Annotated in this window: 15 protein-coding genes; 4 read left to right on the top strand and 11 right to left on the bottom strand. The window is 71.8% G+C overall.

Annotated features, from left to right (window positions below):
• Nucleotides 1-232: 232 nt before the first annotated feature.
• Nucleotides 233-1,918: a protein kinase domain-containing protein gene (locus tag WME89_RS04550; RefSeq protein WP_437653817.1), complete on the top strand. Its 1,686-nt coding sequence runs from the start codon at nt 233-235 to the stop codon at nt 1,916-1,918.
• Between the two features lie 205 nt (nt 1,919-2,123).
• Here WME89_RS04550 and WME89_RS04545 read toward each other — a convergent pair whose 3' ends face one another.
• The 7 genes from WME89_RS04545 to WME89_RS04515 form a co-directional block, all read right to left on the bottom strand.
• On the bottom strand, nt 2,124-2,669 hold the full coding sequence (locus tag WME89_RS04545; protein ID WP_437653819.1) for a hypothetical protein: 546 nt from the start codon (nt 2,667-2,669) through the stop codon (nt 2,124-2,126).
• Nucleotides 2,670-3,035: 366 nt separating this feature from the next.
• A complete protein-coding gene (locus WME89_RS04540) occupies nt 3,036-3,608 on the bottom strand; it encodes a hypothetical protein (RefSeq protein WP_438008029.1) in 573 nt (190 codons plus the stop codon).
• Nucleotides 3,609-4,066: 458 nt separating this feature from the next.
• Nucleotides 4,067-5,419, bottom strand: a complete 1,353-nt coding sequence (locus WME89_RS04535; protein ID WP_438008028.1) for a tolB protein — start codon at nt 5,417-5,419, stop codon at nt 4,067-4,069.
• On the bottom strand, nt 5,410-6,270 hold the full coding sequence (locus tag WME89_RS04530; protein ID WP_438008027.1) for a TonB C-terminal domain-containing protein: 861 nt from the start codon (nt 6,268-6,270) through the stop codon (nt 5,410-5,412). Before WME89_RS04530 ends, WME89_RS04535 begins: the two co-directional genes overlap by 10 nt.
• Nucleotides 6,267-6,767 carry a biopolymer transporter ExbD gene (locus tag WME89_RS04525; RefSeq protein ID WP_437653823.1) on the bottom strand — a complete coding sequence of 167 codons (501 nt, stop codon included), beginning with the start codon at nt 6,765-6,767 and terminating at the stop codon, nt 6,267-6,269. Before WME89_RS04525 ends, WME89_RS04530 begins: the two co-directional genes overlap by 4 nt.
• A 15-nt stretch (nt 6,768-6,782) precedes the next feature.
• Nucleotides 6,783-7,535 carry a MotA/TolQ/ExbB proton channel family protein gene (locus WME89_RS04520; protein WP_438008026.1) on the bottom strand — a complete coding sequence of 251 codons (753 nt, stop codon included), beginning with the start codon at nt 7,533-7,535 and terminating at the stop codon, nt 6,783-6,785.
• Nucleotides 7,536-7,703: 168 nt separating this feature from the next.
• Nucleotides 7,704-8,255, bottom strand: a complete 552-nt coding sequence (locus tag WME89_RS04515; RefSeq protein ID WP_438008025.1) for an OmpA family protein — start codon at nt 8,253-8,255, stop codon at nt 7,704-7,706.
• Between the two features lie 175 nt (nt 8,256-8,430).
• Here WME89_RS04515 and WME89_RS04510 point away from each other — a divergent pair, with 175 nt between their 5' ends.
• The gene (locus WME89_RS04510) at nt 8,431-11,025 is read left to right on the top strand and encodes a glycoside hydrolase family 15 protein (protein ID WP_438008024.1); all 2,595 of its coding nucleotides are present in this window, start codon (nt 8,431-8,433) and stop codon (nt 11,023-11,025) included.
• 28 nt (nt 11,026-11,053) lie between these two features.
• On the opposite strand, the gene WME89_RS04505 is transcribed toward WME89_RS04510, so the two are convergent.
• Nucleotides 11,054-12,220 carry a hypothetical protein gene (locus WME89_RS04505; RefSeq protein ID WP_438008023.1) on the bottom strand — a complete coding sequence of 389 codons (1,167 nt, stop codon included), beginning with the start codon at nt 12,218-12,220 and terminating at the stop codon, nt 11,054-11,056.
• A gap of 387 nt (nt 12,221-12,607) precedes the next feature.
• Between WME89_RS04505 and WME89_RS04500 the strand changes: the two genes are divergently transcribed.
• Nucleotides 12,608-13,042 carry a DUF6918 family protein gene (locus WME89_RS04500; RefSeq protein WP_437623743.1) on the top strand — a complete coding sequence of 145 codons (435 nt, stop codon included), beginning with the start codon at nt 12,608-12,610 and terminating at the stop codon, nt 13,040-13,042.
• A gap of 245 nt (nt 13,043-13,287) precedes the next feature.
• On the opposite strand, the gene WME89_RS04495 is transcribed toward WME89_RS04500, so the two are convergent.
• From WME89_RS04495 to WME89_RS04485, 3 genes are all read right to left on the bottom strand, one after another.
• Nucleotides 13,288-14,604, bottom strand: coding sequence for a hypothetical protein (locus WME89_RS04495; RefSeq protein ID WP_438008022.1), 1,317 nt, complete (start codon nt 14,602-14,604; stop codon nt 13,288-13,290).
• A gap of 10 nt (nt 14,605-14,614) precedes the next feature.
• Entirely contained in the window at nt 14,615-16,702 is a 2,088-nt protein-coding gene (gene fusA, locus WME89_RS04490; protein ID WP_436625122.1) for an elongation factor G, read from the bottom strand.
• 176 nt (nt 16,703-16,878) lie between these two features.
• Complete coding sequence (locus WME89_RS04485) at nt 16,879-17,346, bottom strand: Tudor-knot domain-containing protein (protein WP_437623740.1); 468 nt, start codon at nt 17,344-17,346, stop codon at nt 16,879-16,881.
• Nucleotides 17,347-17,516: 170 nt separating this feature from the next.
• Here WME89_RS04485 and WME89_RS04480 point away from each other — a divergent pair, with 170 nt between their 5' ends.
• The gene (locus tag WME89_RS04480) at nt 17,517-18,017 is read left to right on the top strand and encodes a YchJ family protein (protein ID WP_438008021.1); all 501 of its coding nucleotides are present in this window, start codon (nt 17,517-17,519) and stop codon (nt 18,015-18,017) included.
• The last annotated feature ends 15 nt before the right edge of the window (nt 18,018-18,032 follow it).

The raw sequence follows: 18,032 nt of genomic DNA, 5'->3' as shown, positions 1-18,032 counted from the left end.
GCCCCTGTGGAGGGCCGCGCGGCGCGCGCCGGCGCCGCGGCCTGGCGGCGCCCGCGCGGCCGTCGTGGCGCCCCCGCGCCCCGGCGAACGGGCCGACGGCGGCGCCCGTGCAACGACTCGTTGCACCCGGGGCTCGAATGGACGACCCTGCGCGCAGTTCGTATCGGCGTGCCGACGCGTCAGCTTCGGCGACGACGCGGAGCGCTTCCTCACCCTTTGTGCGCCTGTGGCCGTGACCAAAGATCCCCTCCCTCCCATCGACGTCGGAACGGTCATCAGCGACCGGTACGAGGTCCTGAAGAGCATCGGCAAAGGCGGCATGGGCGAGGTGTTCTTGGCCTTCGATCGCCTGACGCAGCAGCAGGTTGCGCTCAAGGTGGTGCCCGAGGCCTCCGCCATGCCGGGCGACGACGAGGCCCTGCGGCAGGAGGTGATCCTCGCGCAGAAGGCTCGCCACCCGAACGTCTGCCGCGTGCACGACCTCGCGCCGAGCCCGTGGGGGCCCATCCTCGTGATGGAGTACATCCCCGGGCAGACGCTCCACAACCACATCCGCAAGCGCAAGACGTCCGGCGGGTTCAGCGCCGACGAGTTCCGCAAGATCTCGACCGACGTCTGCGCGGGGCTCGCCGCCATCCACCAGCAGGGGCTCGTGCACGGCGATCTCAAGCCGGGCAACGTGATGGTCGCCGACGATCGCGCCGTCATCCTGGACTTCGGCTTCGCGAAGGAGCGCGCGCGCGCGGCCGTGCGCAAGCCCGGGGCGCCTCCGGACGGCGGCACGCCTCATTACATGTCGCCGGAGCGGCTGCGCAGCGGCGGCGCTAGCCCCGAGGACGACGTCTACGCCGCGGCGCTGACGCTCTGGGAGATGTGGACCTGCCGCGTCCCCGAGCCCGGCTACAAGCCGCGGCTCAAGACGATGAAGCAGCAGATCACGTTCGACGTGCCTGCCGCGCTGACCAACGACGAGATCCGGCAGATCTTCCGCGCGTTGAACCCGGACCCGCAGATGCGCCCGCAGGCGCGGCACATGCGGTTCTTCAACCCGACGCAGACGACGACCGCGCCGATCCAGCTGCCGCGCGAGCGCATCGACCCTGGCCCCGCGCCCGGGCGGGCCATCAAGACGCAGTTCACGCCCGGCGCGCAGTCGCTGCTCATCACGTACGCCACGAACGCGCCCGACAGCGTCTGCACCCTGTTCCCCCTGCAGAAGCCGGTGCTCTCGATCGGCCGCCGCAGCGATCAGGATCTCGTCCTGGCCGAGGCGACCGTCTCCGGGTCGCACGCGCTGCTCCGGTGGCAGACGGGCTCCTGGCTGGTCGAGGATCTGAACAGCACGAACGGCACGTACGCGGACTTCCCGTTCGAGCGCAAGGCGCAGGTGTCGCTGCTCCACGGGGCCGAGGTGCAGCTCGGCGAGTGCCGCCTCATGGTGGTCACGTTCGGACCGGACTCGCCGCACCACGACAAGGCGAAGCGTTACCTCGCGAGGCGCGACGGCCTCACGGGGCTGCTCGTGCGCGAGCACCTGATGAAGGCCATCGACGAGGACGGCTTCTTCGCCGAGTGGGCCGAGGTGCCGATGCAGATCGCGCGCTTCGAGCTCCGCGGCCAGAACGGCCTCGTGAGCTTGCGGCCGACGATCCTCGAGATGCTCGCGCTGCGCAAGGCCGCGCTTCAGGTCGTCGATCTGACGCAGACGCTGCTGCTGAGCCTGACGACGGCCGCGGCCGGGCGCACGGGCCCGCTCACGTTCGTCGTCTCCATCGTGGGGCCCAACCTGGACGAGGCCCAGCACGTAGTCGAGCAGGTCGTCGCGCAGGTGCAGGGCACGCTCCCCGAGACGCTCGAGCTGACCGCGACGCTCGTGAAGTGCGAGCCCGGTCGCCCCGCTCGCACGCTGATCGACTGAAAGCCGTCACGCGGCCACGCGCAGCTGTCACGCGGCTGCACAGCCGTCCTTCGGCCAGCTGCGCCGTCGCGCAGCGACGAGCGCCGCGCAGCCCGCGGAGCCGTCGCGCGACCCCGCCGCTCGTCATCGAGCTGTAGGTCCCCTCAGCCGCTGCGCGATCCACCGCGCTGCGCCGGCTGCGCGCGAGCGCGCCGCTCCCGCGCGACTACTGGGACGATCCGCTGCAGGCGTCGCCAGGAGCGGCAGCGCGATCGAGCACCACCTCGCCGACCGACTTCCGGACGTCGATCTCCCCCTGCCAGATGAGCTCCGCGCTGCCCTGCGCGTCGACGACATCGCGCAGCAACCGCACATAGACCTTGCCCAGCGAGACCTCCGGGATCGCCACCGTGAAGTCGAACGCGCAGACCGAGTCGCACCGCGGGTTCGCCGCGTCGGGCTCGTCCCTCTCGGTGATCTCGTAGATGCTGTCGATCCGGTCCACGTGCATCGCGCGCTGGCCGCAACAGTTGAGCACGAGCCGGCTGTCCGCGAGCGTCAGGGCGCCGCTCGACCTGTCGTAGCGCCAGCGCAGCACCTCGCTGCTGCAGTAGCTCTCGTCCCCCTCGATCGCGAGCCTCCGCTCCGGATCGACGAACCCGCCGGCCTCGCTCACGACCCCCACCTGAGCGGGCTCTGTCTCGAGACAGGCGCCGAGCAGAAGCAGCGATCCCACCGTTGCAAGCGACCCGCAGACCCCCAGGAACTTCATGCCCCGACTTCCTTGCTGTCCCGCCCCACTGTCAAATTACACTTAAAATGAAGAACCAGGGCTTTAATAAGAACGTCCAGAGCGTCCCTACTCGGACGCTCCGGGCTCAGCCTCAGGGCAGCGAGCACATGGATCGCGCGCATACCGCACCCCGGAGCAGCTGCACGCACATCCACGTGTGATTTACTAGCTGCATTGATGACTGTCCAGGTGAAAGTAGTAGAGCCCGCCCGGTTATCTGACCCTGGACGTCATGGTCGGTTGACCTGCGCTGTCATCCCACGTCTGACCGACGCCGGGACAGCCGCCCGCGACCGTGGCTGGCCTCGGGAGAGGCGCGAGCCCCTTCCTCACCGCCTCACCGCCTCACCGCGCGGCGACGGTCGTGCGGCGACGGGGCGGCGCGCTCTGCTCCTGGCAGCCGGCGCCCACGGGGGCGTCGTCGAGGACGACGGCGCCCGCGGGCACGTCCAGATCGAGGCTGCCGCTCCAGATCACGGCCGGGCTGCCCTGCTCATCGACGACGTCGCGCAGCAGCTTCACGTAGACCTCGCCCCGCGGGACGTCCTGCACGCCGACGGCGAGATCGAAGGCGCACTGCTCTGCGCAGCGCCCCTCCGCGCTGTCCGGCTCGTCCCGCTCGGTGATCTCGTAGAGGCTGTCGATCCTCTCGACGTGGATCGTGCGCTTCCCGCAGCAGTCGAGCATCAGCCGCGCATCCGCGAGGCGGAGCGTCTCGGCGGCCTCATCGTACTGCCATCGCAGCACCTCGGCGCCGCAGTAGCCCCCATCCTCCGTCGCGGTGAGCCGGAGCTCCGGATCCCGGAACCCACCCTGCTCGCTGACCCTGGCTTCTTGAACCGCCGCTGCCGAGCCGCAGCCGCCGGCGCAGACGGCCCCCGCGATCGCAATGGCGGTCCAGATGCGGTTCGAGACCATGCTCTTCTCCATTTCTGTTTCGCTTGCTGACCAGGGCGGCTTACTGCAATTTTCCAGCCAGCCACCCCCTGAGCAGTCCGGAAGCTAACCGCGACCGACGCAGCGGGCCAAAGAAGCGGAAGGCGCGAACGCGGCATCCCCTCGCCTCGGCCTCGGCAGGGAGCGCGGCAACGCGCAGGAAATGCCCACGATTACAGACGTGCCTGGACAGAAGAAGTTGCCGGCAAGCTGCGCCTGCGGGGCATCCAGGCTGCGTGCGCTCCGCGGCGCAGCGCGCCGGATGTCCCGGCCGTGCCTCCGGCCGCCGCGGATCGCTGCGTGTCTATCGTGGCGCAGGCGCGATCGACGACCCGGCCGTGCCGGACGCCCTGACCGCGCGTGCAGCGTCCGCGCGCCGTGCGCCTCGTTTGCGCACCGGCAGCGGGCCCCGGATCAGCGGGGCCGCGCCCGCGAGCGGGTCAGTTCTTCGCCTCGACGGCCTTGCCGGGCGGCAGGGGGTCCCAGCGCAGCGAGTCCCCGAGCAGGTTGGAGATCCGCTTCGGCCGCTGCCCGTCGACGCGCATGATGTAGAGACCTGGCCCCTCCCCGGATGTGCGCGTGGAGAAAAACGCCACAAGCCGCCCGTCGGGGCTACAGGCCGGGTATCCGTTCCTGCCCTGGTTCTGGGTCAGCCGCGCGAGGCCCCCGCCCATCTCCCCCGCCACGACGAGGTCGGTGTTCTTGCCGACGCCCACGGCATAGACCGCCTTCACGCCGTCGGGGTGGTTGCAGAACGTCGGCGCCGACGCGAAGAGCCCCTCCGGAGAGATCGCCTTGCCGCCCACGTGGATGCGCTGTCCGTACCTGCCCTCGCCGGCGAACGCGAGCTTGCCTGTCGGCGTGAACGCCGGGTGGAGCGCCATCCCCACGTCCGATGCCTGCTTGAGGTTCTGGAAGTCGGGGCCGGAGAACAGCTTGATCGTCGACCCCACCCCGATGCTGACCGCGACCTGGGACCGATCCTTCGAGAACGCGATGCCGTAGACCGAGCCCTTCACGGGCAGCTGGATGGGGCCGCCCGCCGGCGTGAAGACCTTGTACTCGTCGCCCTTCACGCTCGCCGCGTAATGGAGCTGCTCGTTCTTCCCGAAGGCGGGGGCGATGGCGGTCTGCTCGGGCGGCGAGACGGCCTTGGCGTCGTGGCCGTCGGCGTCGATGGTGAAGACCCGGCGCAGCGAGCCGGAGCCCGAGGCGAACGTCATGTGGCTGGCGAAGCCGCCGTTCTGGCCGGTGAGCGCGCCGATCAGCTGGTCGGCCACCCGGTGCGACTCGAAGCGCACGTCGCGGAGGGGCACGATGAACTTCTTGTCGAACACCGCGGCCTGCCCGCGGTTCACCAGGAACGCCTGGCCGACGAGCTCGGCCTTGTCCGGGCCGAGCTTCTTGCCGCGCACGCTCACGACCGCCTCGACCCCCTTCGCGGACCACGCCTTCACGTCCACGGGGCTGTCGGACAGGTACAGGCCGTCGGGCGCGGCGCTGTCGGGCAGCACCTCGAACTCGCCGCACAGCTCGAGGTCGCGCCGGACCACGCTGTGGAGCGTCACGTCCTCGGGATCGGAGACGAGCGACGGCAGGACGCCGATCTTCGGGAGGGGGCGCGACGCGCCGGCGACGACCGTGATATGGCCGAGCAGCTCGTCCGGGTTGGGCGGCGGCGTGGCGGCGGGCGCCTGCGCCGCGGGGGCCGGGGCCTGAGCAGGTGCAGGGGGGGAAGCGAGCGCGGCGGCGGCGAGCGCCAGCGCGCCGAGGGCGTATCGAGCTAGTCGCATGTGTTTTCCCTACAGACGAACGTGACGCTGACCTGCTTCTGCCCGAGGTCGGGATAGTTCTCGGGCGGCGGCGGCAGCGCCTGCCCCTTCGCCCCCTCGAGCGTCGCCCGCGCGGCCGCGTCGACGACGGCGTTCCCGCTCGGCGTCAGCGTGTAGCTCACCATCTGCCCGTCCGACAGGACGATCACCGCGCGCGGCCGGTGCTTCGTGAGCTCCTCCGCCGCGAGCCCCGACCCGCTCACGCGGAACCTGCTCGAGAACCAGCCCGCGATGCGCGCCAGATACAGATCCACCGCGCGCGCCTTGAGGGGATCGGTCTCCGTGCCCTCGGCCACGCCGTCCGAGTGCCCCTCCTGATCGACGTTGGGCGCCTCGCCGGCGTCGGTCTTCGGATCGAGCTCGGTGTCGACCTGCTTCGCGATCTCGGCGTCGGGCGGCGGCGGCTCGGTGCCGGCGTCGGCGATCTTGACCTCCGGGGGCGGGATGTCCTCCTCGGTCTTGCCCGCGTCGGGCGACACGAACGCCTTCTGCTCGACGCGCGGCTTCGGCGTCTGGCGCACCCACCGGTCCGGCAGCTTCATCCTGTCCCGCTTGCCGCCGAGCTTGAGCAGCGGGGTGTCCATGTCGAGCACCGGGATGACCTTCACCGGGACGCTCGGCCCCTTCTCGATCTCGGGCGCGGCCGCGGGCAAGGAGAGGTCCGCGAGGGTGATCACCACGGCAGCGCCCGCCTGCACGGCGACCGCGACCGCCACGGCGATCGCGATGTCCCGCGGGCGGAAGTCGCTCCTCGGCCGGCGCAGCCCGGACGGCGTCCTCGGTCCCGGCGCGCGCGCCGCGGCCGTGCTCACGGCGCTGCTCCGCCCGGCCGCGGCGCCGCTCCGCCGGGCTGCCGCGCCGACCCGCCGGGCGGCGGCGGCGCGCCCTCCGGCTCGAGCTCCGGCTGGACGAGGAGGTTCAGCCCCTCCACGCCGGCGGCTCGTGCTGCGGCGACGACCCGCGCCACGGCGCCGTAGCGGGCGTCCTTGTCGGCGCGGATGTAGAGCTCCTTCTCCTTCTGCACGCGCCCGTTCGACGCGAGCACGCCCTCGATGTCGGCGGTCGCGTCGTCCTCGCCGAAGAGGATCTTCTCTTCCTTCGTGATCGTCACGACGAGCTTCGTGTCCTTGGTCGGCGCCTCCTCGGCGGAGACGTTGGGCAGCTCGACCCGGAGCCCCGCCGTCAGCAGCGGCGCCGTCACCATGAACACCACGAGGAGCACGAGCATCACGTCCACGAGCGGCGTGACGTTGATCTCGCTGAAGCCGCCCCCGCGCCGCCTGCGCCCCCCTCCGGCCGACATGCCCATGACCAGCCTCGCCCTTCAGCCCTTCGGCATCACCGGCGTGGGCCGGTCGCTCGACCGCTGGAGCGCCAGCGGGATGGACTCCTGCACCCCCCGCGCGGCGGCGGTGGCGGGGAGCGACGCGATCTCCACCCAGCCCTCGCTGGCGGCCTCGAGCGCGGCGAGCAGGTCGTCGATGCGCTTGTTGAGCCCGTTGTACGCGATGACCGCGGGGATCGCGGCGAACAGCCCGATCGCCGTCGCGATGAGCGCCTCGCCGATGGCCGGGGCGACGACGGGCAGCGACGCGCTCTTCTGCTGACCGATGCGGAGGAAGGCGTCCATGATCCCGTAGACGGTGCCGAACAGGCCGATGAACGGCGACGCGGCCGCGATCGACGAGAGGGTCGGCATGAGCGAGCTCGCCCGCTGCGTCTCGGTCACGATCGCGCGCTTCGCGATCGAGTCGAGCAGCCTGCTGGTCCCGACGCGGCGGCTGAGCTCGAGCACCACGCGGGCGCCCGGCGCGTCCGGGTGCCGCTGCGCGAGCGCGAACAGCTGATCGGGAGAGTGCGCGTGGGACGACTCCTGCTCGAAGCGCGCCTGCTGCGACGTGAGCCGGGCCAGCTGGAGGACCTTGAGGACGGCGATCACCCAGACGAGGAGCGCCGCGAAGATCAGCAGCCAGACGACCAGGAAGACAGGACCGGAAGCGTGGAGGATCAGGGAGACGGGGTCGAGCTTGATCGGGACCGCCGTCGCCGCCTCGGGGGCGCTCTGCAGGAAGGCCATATCGATCTCTTCGTCAGGAATCGGCGTCAGGGAATCGGCTCGTCAGGGGATCCGCGCGCGCCGGAGCCCCGGTTCAGTGCGGTTTGCGGCCGCGGCCCCCGCTGGTGCCTGGAAGCGCGGCCGTGGCGCTCTCTTCACGTCATCCAGCGGCGCGCGGGCGCGCGGGGCTCACTCCGCCAGCAGGATGTCGACTTTTCGGTCGCGCGCCCAGCCCTCTTCGTCCGTGCCGGTCGCCTCGAACTCGCCCTTCGACGAGGTCGCGATGCGCCCCTGCTCGAGGCCCTTCTTGCCGAGGTACTCCGCGACGCTGCCGGCGCGCTTCTGGCCGAGGCCCAGGTTGTACTCCGTCTCGCCGCGCGGATCGGCGTGGCCGATGAGCTTCATCCCCTTGCCCTTGAGCGGGCCCGAGACGAAGCAGCGAGCGAGCGCGTCGAGCGCGCCCGCCGCCTCGCCCTCGATCGACGTCGAGTCGAACGCGAAGCGGGCGGTCGGCAGATCGCCGCAGGCCTTCAGGATCTTGTCGTCGATACGGATCGACCCGCTCGTCGGCTTCGCGGTGTCCTGCTTCGGGGCAGGCGCGGCGGGCTTCGCCGCCGGGGGAGGCGCGACGTCGCTGGGGACATTCGGCGGCGGCTGCGGATCGGAGCCACAGCCGACCGCCAAGGCTGCGAGCGGCGCCGAGACCACGAGGATCAACGCAGGCAGTTTTGTCATGGGCATGCCGTTACCACGCCGGGGAGCGCGTTGCAGCATTTTGAGCGGCCCGCGGCGGGCCGGCGCGCCGGGATGTTGAGCATTCCTGTAAAGTGCCGCGATGCATCGCCCGGACCCTGCATGGGACTACTTGGGGCACAAACGATCTGACCGGCCTCGCGCCGCCAGGGCCTGGGGCGCCGTGGCCCTCTCGCTCGGCGCGGCGGCCTCTGTCGCGCTCGCTGCCCCCGGCGCGGCGCGGGCCGAGGTGCCCGTGCAGCGCACGTTCTTCGAGCTGCCGTCGTCGAACGGGTTCGGCGCGGTGCTGCTCGATCTGAGCCAGGCGCGGCTCACGCACTTCCGCGAGCACCTGTTCGCCACCGAGGAGCCCCTCCTCGACGAGCGCGGCGAGGAGGTCTGGGTCGGCAACCAGCCGCAGGCCGTGCGCACGCGCGACCTGCTCTACGACGCGTACTTCGGGCTGCGCTCCGGCGGCAAGCAGCGGTGGCTGACCGAGGTCCCCGTCGACCTCGACGCGAGCGGCTACGCCGGCTGGACCGAAGGCGAGCGCGGCGGCACGGGCGTCGTGACGATGGTGCAGCGGGTCGGCAACCTCGAGTGCACGCAGTTCTTCTTCGCGCCGCAGGACCTCGAGCAGGCCGGCTTCGTGATGGCGATGCGGGTCGAGAACCGGGGCGACGCGGCGGAGGAGGGCGTGTCGGCCTTCTCGCTGCACAACCTGCACCTCGGCTTCGGCCGCCCAGGCGCGATGAGCGACATCGGCGAGTCGGGCGAGACCGTCGCCTACGACGGGAGCGCGGGCCGGCGCGACTTCCTCGAGCGCGCCTTCGCCGGCGTCGTCGTCGCGCGCGCGCTCGAGCCGGTCGCGCGCCACGGCGCCTCGAGCGCGAGCAGCCCGCCAGAGCTCAACGTCTACCGGATCGTCGAGGACGAGGCCGGCGCCGTCGGCGACCTGCCGGACCTCGACGGGGCGGCGCCCACCGCGGACGGCTCGGTGAGCGCGTTCCAGTGGGACCTCGGCAGCATCGGCCCTGGCGAGGCGCGGTGGGTCGGCGTGGCCTTCGCGCACCACGGCGACCCCTCGGGCGCGGCGGACCCGCTCGCGCAGGGCGCCCTCGACGCGTACGTCGGCGCGAAGGGGGCGGCGGAGGTGGTCGCGGACGAGATCGCCGCGTACAGCGCGTTCCAGGGCTCGATCCAGGTCCCGCCGACGTCGGCGCCCGAGGAGACGACCTTGCTCCGGCAGTCGGCGGTGATGCTCCGGATGGCGCAGTCCCGCGAGAGCCACTTCTTCCTGCGCGAGCACCTGACGCGGGACTCCGAGCCGCGCGCGACGCGGTTCGGCGCGACGCTCGGCGGCCCGCCCGCCGCGCTGCCGGCGACCGTCGCCCACCGCGGCCGCGGCGCCGTCCTCGCGAGCCTGCCGCCCGGCGAGTGGACGGTCGCCTGGATCCGCGACGGCGCCTACGCCACCGTGGCGATGGCCGCCCTCGGGATGAAGGCCGAGGCGCGCGACGCGCTCGGCTACTACCTCGGCGCGGAGGCGGGGCGCTTCCAGGGCTGGAACGAGCTGTCGTCGTACGACATGCCGCCGTACCAGATCAGCCTGGTGCGGTACCACGGCTTCGGGGTCGAGGAGACCGACTTCAACGACTTCGGCCCGAACCTCGAGTTCGACGGGTTCGGCCTGTTCCTCTGGGCGCTGCGCCAGTACGAGGAGCTCACCGGAGACACGGCCTTCGTGGACCAGCACTGGACCACCGCGTCGTCGAAGGTCGCGGACGCCCTCGTCGCGCTGATCGATCCGGAGACCGGTCTCGTCCGGAAGGACTCGTCCATCTGGGAGACCCACTGGAACGGGCGCGAGCGCTCGTTCGCGTACACGAGCATCACCGCGGCGCGCGGCCTCTGCGACGCCGCGGCCATCGCCGAGCGGCGCGGCGAGGCGGACCGGGGCGCGGGGTACCGCGACGCCGCGAACCGGCTGCGCACAGCGATCGCCGCGCGGCTCACGGACGCCTCCGGCGCGCTCGGATCGAACCTCGAGGAGCTCGCGTCCGGCGCGGGCTACTGGGACGCGGCGGTGCTCGACGGGATCGCGATGGGCCTGTTCGACCCGCGGGGGCGCATCGCCGCCGCCACCCTGTCCGGGCTCGACGAGCACCTGCGCGCCCCGGCGGGCGCCGGCTGGTCCCGGAACGACGACCGCACGGATCACGCCGGCGCGAGCGACCTGAGCCCCTGGGGCAGCGAGTACGACAGCGCCGAGTGGGTCGTGACCGACCTGCGCGGCGCTGTCGCCGCGCGGCTCATGGGGGACGACGCGCGCTCGGACCGGCTGATCCGGTGGGTGCTCGATCAGTCGGCCGCGAACTACCTCGCGATCGCGGAGACCTACGACGAGGCGAGCGGCGTCTACAAGTTCAACGTGCCGATGATCGGGTTCGGCGCGGGCGTCTATGCGCTCGCGCTCGCGGCGCGCGACGGGCTGGTCGTCGGGCCGGCCTGCGGCGCGTACTTCGACGAGGGCGCCGCGAGCGGCAGCGGCGCGGGCGGCGGCCCCGCGAGCGGCAGCGGCGCGGGTGGCGGCCCCGCGAGCGGCGGCGGCGGCCCCGGCGGAGGCGACGGTGACAGCGACGGCGGCGGCGCCGAGGACGACGCCGGCTGCGGTTGCCGGCTCGCGCCCGCGGAGGGCGCGGCGCCCTGGCGGCTGCTCGCGGCGGCCGCCGCCGCGGCCGGGCTCGCGCGGCGGAGGCGCGCGCGGGCGCAGCGCTGACGCTCGCCGACGGCGCGCTCGGCGCGGGCTACTCCTCTTCGGTGTCCTCCTGGGGCGGCGCCTCGGCGGCCGGCGGAGGCGCGGGGTCGGCGACAGCGGCGGCCATCGCGTCGGCGAGCGATACCGGCCGCGCGGGCCGCGGCGCCTCCTCGGGCGCGGGCGGCGCCGGAGGCAGGCGCGCTGGCCGGGCGCGCGCGGCCGTCGCCGAGGCCGCGTGCATGCCCGTCCCCATCGAGGAAGCCGCGCCCGCACCCGTCGCGGCGGCCGCGCCCGCACCCGTCGAGGAAGCCGCGCCCGCACCCGTCGCGGCGGCCGCACCCGCACCCGTCGCGGCGGCCGCGGGCGAACCAGCAGCGGACGCCGCGGGCGAACCAGCAGCGGACGCCGCGGGCGAACCAGCAGCGGACGCCGCGGTCCCGCCTGCAGACGCCGCGCGGGCGCTCGCCATCGTCGCGATGCGCGACAGCGGCGCCGCGCCGGGCCCGGGGCTCGTCGCCTCGGGCTCGCCGGCCGCACGTGCCTGCGCGTCGGGCGCGCGCGACGCTCTCCGCGGTTGGCCGCGCGTCTCGACCGACGCGCTCACCGCGCGCGCGAGCTCCCCTGCCCGGGACACGCCGCGCTGCGCGGTGGGCAGCAGCGCGCCCCACGGCGCGCGCGAGCCCTGGCCGGCGACCAGCGCGAGCACGACCGCGATGGCCAGCGCGCACGCCAGCGACGCCGCCACGAGCGCGCGCCCGCGGGCGCGATCCCACGCGCGCGGGCGCGCCGCGACCGGCGCGAGCGCGTCCTGGAGCCGCAGCACGTCGCGCACGCTCGACGGCGCATCGACCACCACCCGGCCTGAAGCCGGCGCGACCGCGCCCGCGACCGGCGCGACCGCGCCCGCGACCGGCGCGACCGCCGCCGCCCTGGCGGCGGGGAGGGTCGCAACGAACGACTTCAGGGCGAGCGACCGGAGATCCATCATCGTGGGGTCGTCGTCCTCTCGCTGCACCGAGGGCGCGCTCGACCGCCGGAGCGGAGGAGGCGGCCGGATCGGGCGCTCCTCGGCGCCCGATGACGGCGGCGCAGCCGCGACCCTCCCCTGCGCGCGGAACATCGCGCCGCCGCAGACCCAGCACTCGAGCGCGGACCCGCCGCGCGCGTCGCTCGAAACCGTGGTGACGATCCCGCAGACTTCGCAGTAGACGTCCATGAGCCCCCCGCAGGCGCTCGCCACACGACCGCGGCGAGCGACCGCCACACCGAAACTGTGATTTAAATTACATCCAGAGTATGGCGTGCGTGAGGCGGCCGTGCATGCGGTCTCGGCGCTGTCTCTCCGGAGGACCGGGCGCGAGGCGGCGCTCCACGGCCATCCTGGACGGCCGACGAGGCGACAGCGCCGTCCTGGACCGATGGATTCCCGGGCGGGCGCTTGCGATGCCTGCCTCTGGGCTGCTGTGGTAAGAGCCGCGCGTCGATGTGGTCGGGAGCGGGCCGCCGGTCCGCCCGACGTGATCGGGGCTCCCTGCCGGGGGGTCGCGCTGACAAGGGTTGGGGAGCCGCGTCCGGTCCCCGAAGCGCCCGGAGGATATCGAGAATGGGTCTCAGCGAAACGCTGCTCGATGCGAACAAGAAATCCCAGGTCGTCGCCGACTGTTGCACGCTGGTCGACGAGGAAGTGGCTTCGAAGGGCGGACTCTCCGGCCTGGCCGTCAAGGCCGGCTACGCGGCCGTGAAGGGCATCAAGCCCGGCTTCATCACCCAGGTGGTCGAGAAGCTGTTGCCCGAGTTCGCCCGGAAGCTCGACCCCATCTGGACCGAGGCAGCGGGCAGCGGGAACGCGAGCTCGTACCTGAGCTCGAACCGCTCGCGGGTCGCCGACGCGCTCCTCAGCGTCACCGACGAGAAGGCGAAGTCGTCGTCGAGCGGCGTCGTGCGCGGCACCTACGAGAAGCTGCGCGGCTCGGCCAAGAAGCACGTCGAAGACGCCGTCCCCCGCCTCGCCCAGCTGATCCAGAAGCACGCGTCCTGAGCTGCCCGGCGCAGCAGGTCCGCGCCCACGCCGGCCTGCTGCGCCTCAGCGGCGCGCTCCTCGTCACCGAGCGGCGCGCTCCTCGTCAGCGAGCGGCGCGCTTCTCGTCACCGAGCGGCGCGCTCCTCGTCACCGAGCGGCGCGCTCCTCGTCACCGAGCGGCGCGCTCCTCGTCACCGAGCAGCGCGCTTCTCGTCAGCGAACAACTTGAATGAAACGGGGTGGGAGGCGCTGCGCGCGCCGGCTCAGCCGGGATCGCCGAAGCTGCGCGCGAAGAGGTCGCGGATCGCCTCGCAGCCGGCGTCGTTGAGGTCCTGCGTGCCGATGCCGGCGAAGTTCTCGCTGGTGATGCTCGGCTGCCGCGCGATCTCCCACGCCGAGCCGCTCCAGCGGAACCAGCCGCGCTTCTCCTGATCGTAGACGAACAGCGGCTTCTTCCAGAGGCGCGCGAGCTCCGCGCCCCAGCCGGTGCCGCCGCGCACGGTGCCGTCGTCCTGGAGCGTGCCCACGACGAAGACCTGGCTGGCCGCGTTGATCTGGTGCCAGATCGTCTGGAGGATGTTGCGCACGAGCGGGATCTCGCTCAGCACGCGGCCGAGGCGCCGCGACACGTAGACGAGGCTGAAGTCGCCCTTGCGCAGCTCGTCGTCCCCGAGCACGACCACGCCCCGCTGACGCTCGAGGAGCCGGTGGCCCTCGAAGCTGTAGTTCAGCTCCTGCACGCCGAACCGCTCGGCGCAGGCCCCGAACTCGGCCTCGGCCCCCTTGGCCCCGCCCGAGTGCAGGCGGAACTGCCGCGGGTCCTTCGGCCGCTCCGACGGGGGACGCACGTCCTCGTCGATGACCCGCATCGAGTGCGGATCGAGGCGCAGGTGGAGATCGGCCAGGTCCTTGTTGCCGTGGTCCTTGAGCAAGCGGAGGCGAACCACGTCGCGCTCCGACTGCAGGTAGACGACCACGCCGACGTGGCGCTCGACCTTCGCGAGCGCGGCCGGCAGCTCGCCGGGGGCGCCCGGCTCGTCGATCTGGGCCGCGACCCAGACCTCGGCCGAGCGCTCCTTCGCGAGCCGCGCGAGCGCCTCCATCGCCGGCTCCGACGTGATCGCCGCGTCGAAGCCGTCCACGATGATCACGTCGGGCTCGAAGTGGGCGACGCCGCGCGCGAAGCCCACCGTCTCGAGCACCTTCTCCACCCACAGCCGCGCCGCCTCGTCGGTCGAGTCGGTCGAGGCCTTCACGTGTCCGAGGTGCGAGTAGATCTGCCGGTGCCGCTCGACCTCGAGCCGGACGGCCTCCGGCTCCGCCAGCCGCATCGACTGCGCGAGATCGTGGAAGATCTCGTCGTAGTACGCGCGCACGTGATCGACCGCGTTCTCGTGCGAGATGTGCAGCACCCGGCGATCCCGGAGCAGGTCGTCGAGCGCGATCTGCACGAGCAGCGCCGTCTTGCCCACGCCGGGCCGAGCGACGATGACGCCGACGTTGCCGCGACCCAGCCCGCCGTGCATCGACCCCTCGAAGACCCGCATGGGGCTCCGCTCGTTCACCTCTTTGCGGTACATGCCGCCCCCCTCACTTGGCCTTCTTGGCCTGCTCTTCCCGGTACTTCTTGATGAGCTCCTCAGCGAGAGCCGCCGGAAGGGGAGCATAGCGCGAGAACTCCATCGTGAACTCGGCTTTGCCCTGGGTGGCAGAACGAAGGACCGTCGAGAACCCGAACATGTCGGAAAGCGGGACCTCCGCCTCGACCCGGCAGAACGCGTCCGCCTCGGTCGAACCGATGATGATGCCGCGCCGCTGCATGAGGATGCCGACGATGCCGCCCTGGTACTCGCTCGGCCCCTCGGCCGCGACCTTCATCAGCGGCTCGAGGATCTGCGGGCCGGCCTTCGGGTACGTCTCGCGCCAGGCGCCGCGCGCGGCCTCCTGGAAGGCGATGTCCGAGGAGTCGACCGCGTGGGCCGCGCCGTCGTTCAGCGTGACCGACACGCCCGTGACGGGGGCGCCGATGAGCTGCCCCTTGGCGAGCATCGACACGAAGCCCTTCTCGACCGCGGGGATGAACTCGCGCGGGATCGCACCGCCGACGACCTGGTCGTCGAACTGGAACGGCGCCTCCGCCCACGGCTCGATGTAGCCGCCGACCTTGCCGTACTGGCCCGAGCCGCCGGTCTGCTTCTTGTGCGTGTAGTTGAAGTCCACGCGGCGCGTGATCGTCTCGCGGTAGGCGACGCGCGGCGGGCTCGTGACGACCTCGGCCGAGTACTCGCGCTTCATGCGCTCGATGTAGACGTCCAGGTGGAGCTCGCCCATGCCCTGGATGATCGTCTCGCCGCTCTCCGGATCCGCCCCGACGCGGAAGGTCGGGTCCTCCTTGGTGAAGCGGCGCAGCGCCTTCGACATGTTCGCCTGGGCCTTGTTGTCCTTCGGCGTCACCGTCAGCGAGATGACCGGGTCGGGCACGTGCATCGACGTCATCGCGACGCTGATGCCGCCGTCCGTGAACGTGTCCCCGGAGTTACAGTCGATGCCGAAGATCGCGACGATGTCGCCCGCGCTCGCGCCCTCGATGTCCTCCATCTCGTCCGAGTGCATGCGGACGAGCCGGCCGACCTTGTGGCGCTTGCCCGTGCGGATGTTCGTGACCTCTTTGCCGCGGCTCAGGCTGCCCTGGTAGATGCGGATGTACGTGAGCTGGCCGAAGCGGCCATCCTCGAGCTTGAACGCGAGCATCACGAGCGGCGCTTCCGGGTCGCTCGACAGCGTGACCTCGGCCTCGTTCTTCTCGACGTCCACGGCCTTGTTGGTGATGTCGGCCGGCGTCGGCAGGTAGCGGGTCACGCCGTCGAGCAGGACCTGCACGGCCTTGTTCTTGTAGGCCGAGCCCATCATCACCGGGACGATCTGGAGCTTCACGGTCGCCTCGCGGATCGCCTTGTAGAGCAGCTCCTCGGTGACGCGCTCCTCGAGGATCGCCTCGGTGAGCTCGTCGGAGTACATCGAGAGCGCGTCGAGCATCTCCTCGCGCGCCGCCTTCACCTCGCCGGCCATGTCGGCCGGGACCTCGCCGGTGATGATCTTCTCGCCGTTGGCCCCCTCGAACCGGTAGGACTTCAGCGTGATGAGGTCGACGACCCCCTCGAACTTGTCCTCGAGGCCGATCGGCAGCTGCAGCAGCACCGGGTTCAGGTTGAGCTTCTCGCGCAGCTGCTGGCGCACCCGCAGCGGGTTCGCGCCGGCGCGGTCGCACTTGTTCACGAACGCGATGCGCGGGACGCCGTAGCGGCGCATCTGGCGGTCGACGGTGAGCGACTGGCTCTGCACGCCGGCGACGGCGCAGAGGACCAGGATCGCCCCGTCGAGCACGCGCATCGCGCGCTCGACCTCGATCGTGAAATCCACGTGGCCGGGCGTGTCGATCACGTTGATCTGGTGCCCGTTCCAGAAGCAGTGCGTGGCCGCGGACTGGATGGTGATCCCGCGCTCGCGCTCGAGGTCCATCGAGTCCATCTTCGCGCCGACGCCGTCCTTGCCCTTGACGTCGTGGATGGCGTGAATTCGCTTGGTGTAGAAGAGGATACGCTCGGTCAGCGTCGTCTTGCCCGAATCGATGTGGGCGCTGATCCCGATATTGCGCAGCTTGGACAGATCGCTGATCACAGAAGGCTCCCCGCCGCGCACCCGTGAGGGCGTGCCCGTGGAGGGCGTGCGGCACGCGTTGAACCTCAGCTGGGCGGACGCACTCTTGCGAGCGCCCAGTCAGAAATTCGGCGCGGCTCTTAATTCGGCCCCAAGGCAAGCGCCAGGGGGAAAATGATTCTTCGCGATAAATTCAACTACTTGGCCTGAATCCTGGAAAGCCCGACCGTCTCGTCCCACTCCGATCCGTAGCCGTCGTAGTGGATGCGGTAGCGCTCTTGCCCCACGATGCCGGTCACGACGGCCGGGTACATCTGGCCGTGCCACTCCACGCGGACCCTGTCGCCGATCTTGTAAACGTTGGTCTGCGAGGCCTGAAGCCCCTTGCTCCGGACCTTCGGCGGCGGCGGGGGGTGGACGACGTTGCCCTCGACGAGGCCGTGGATCCGCTCGCGCGGTACAATTTCATCCCAGATGTCGTCGTACCCCTGGTAGTGGACCTTGAACTTCGTCGGGCCGACGACCTCGATGACCTTGGCCGGGTAGACGTTCCCTTCCCATGTCACGAGGACCTCGTCGCCGATGGCGTATTGGCGCTTGCAGCCCCCCAGAACCAGGGCGACGACCAGGAGGAGGGCCGCAGCGTGTGCGCGCGCTGCGGTCATACGTCCCGCCCGGCTTACCGTCCTCTCCGGCGCCCCGCAAGAGGCTTCGCGTCAGGGCGCGCCGGAGCTTCCCCGGGGACGGCGCCGCGGTGTGGTCCCGCCGCATGCCGACGGCGTGCCGCCGGCGCCGAGGCGCTGCAACGCGGCAGAAACCCGTGTAGAGAACGCCCATGACCCGAGATGTTCGTCCTGGCCTGGGCACCCTCTCTCGGCCCTGCCCGTGCGGCTCGGGGCGCTCGTACCGCGAGTGCTGCGCCCCGTGCCACCTGGGCGATCGCGAGGCGCCCGACGCCGTGGCGCTGATGCGCTCGCGGTACGCCGCGTTCGCCGTCGGAGACACCGCGTACCTCTGGCGGACGCTGCACATGGGCCACATCGACCGCGGGCGCGACAGGGACGACGTGCTGCGCGAGCTCAGGGCGACGATCCACCACCACCGCTACCGCGGCCTGAAGATCCTCGACAGCGTGCAGAGCGGCAGCTCCGCCTCGGTGCTGTTCCTCGCCCAGATCTTCGAGGCTGGCGCCGACCGCTCGTTCATCGAGCTCTCCGATTTCCTCCACGACGGCGAGGGCTGGCGCTACCTCCACGGGGTCGCCGTGCCCCGGGCCCGCATCAGCGTCCCCCCCGAGGAGCTGACCATCGCCCTCTTCTCGTCGCGCGCCGGCTGATCGTCGCGCGCCGGC

It is taken from the genome of Sorangium sp. So ce321, from assembly GCF_051530195.1.
In the GTDB taxonomy this organism is placed as follows: Bacteria; Myxococcota_A; Polyangia; order Polyangiales; family Polyangiaceae; genus Sorangium.
This window is presented reverse-complemented; position numbering and strand designations above follow the sequence as displayed.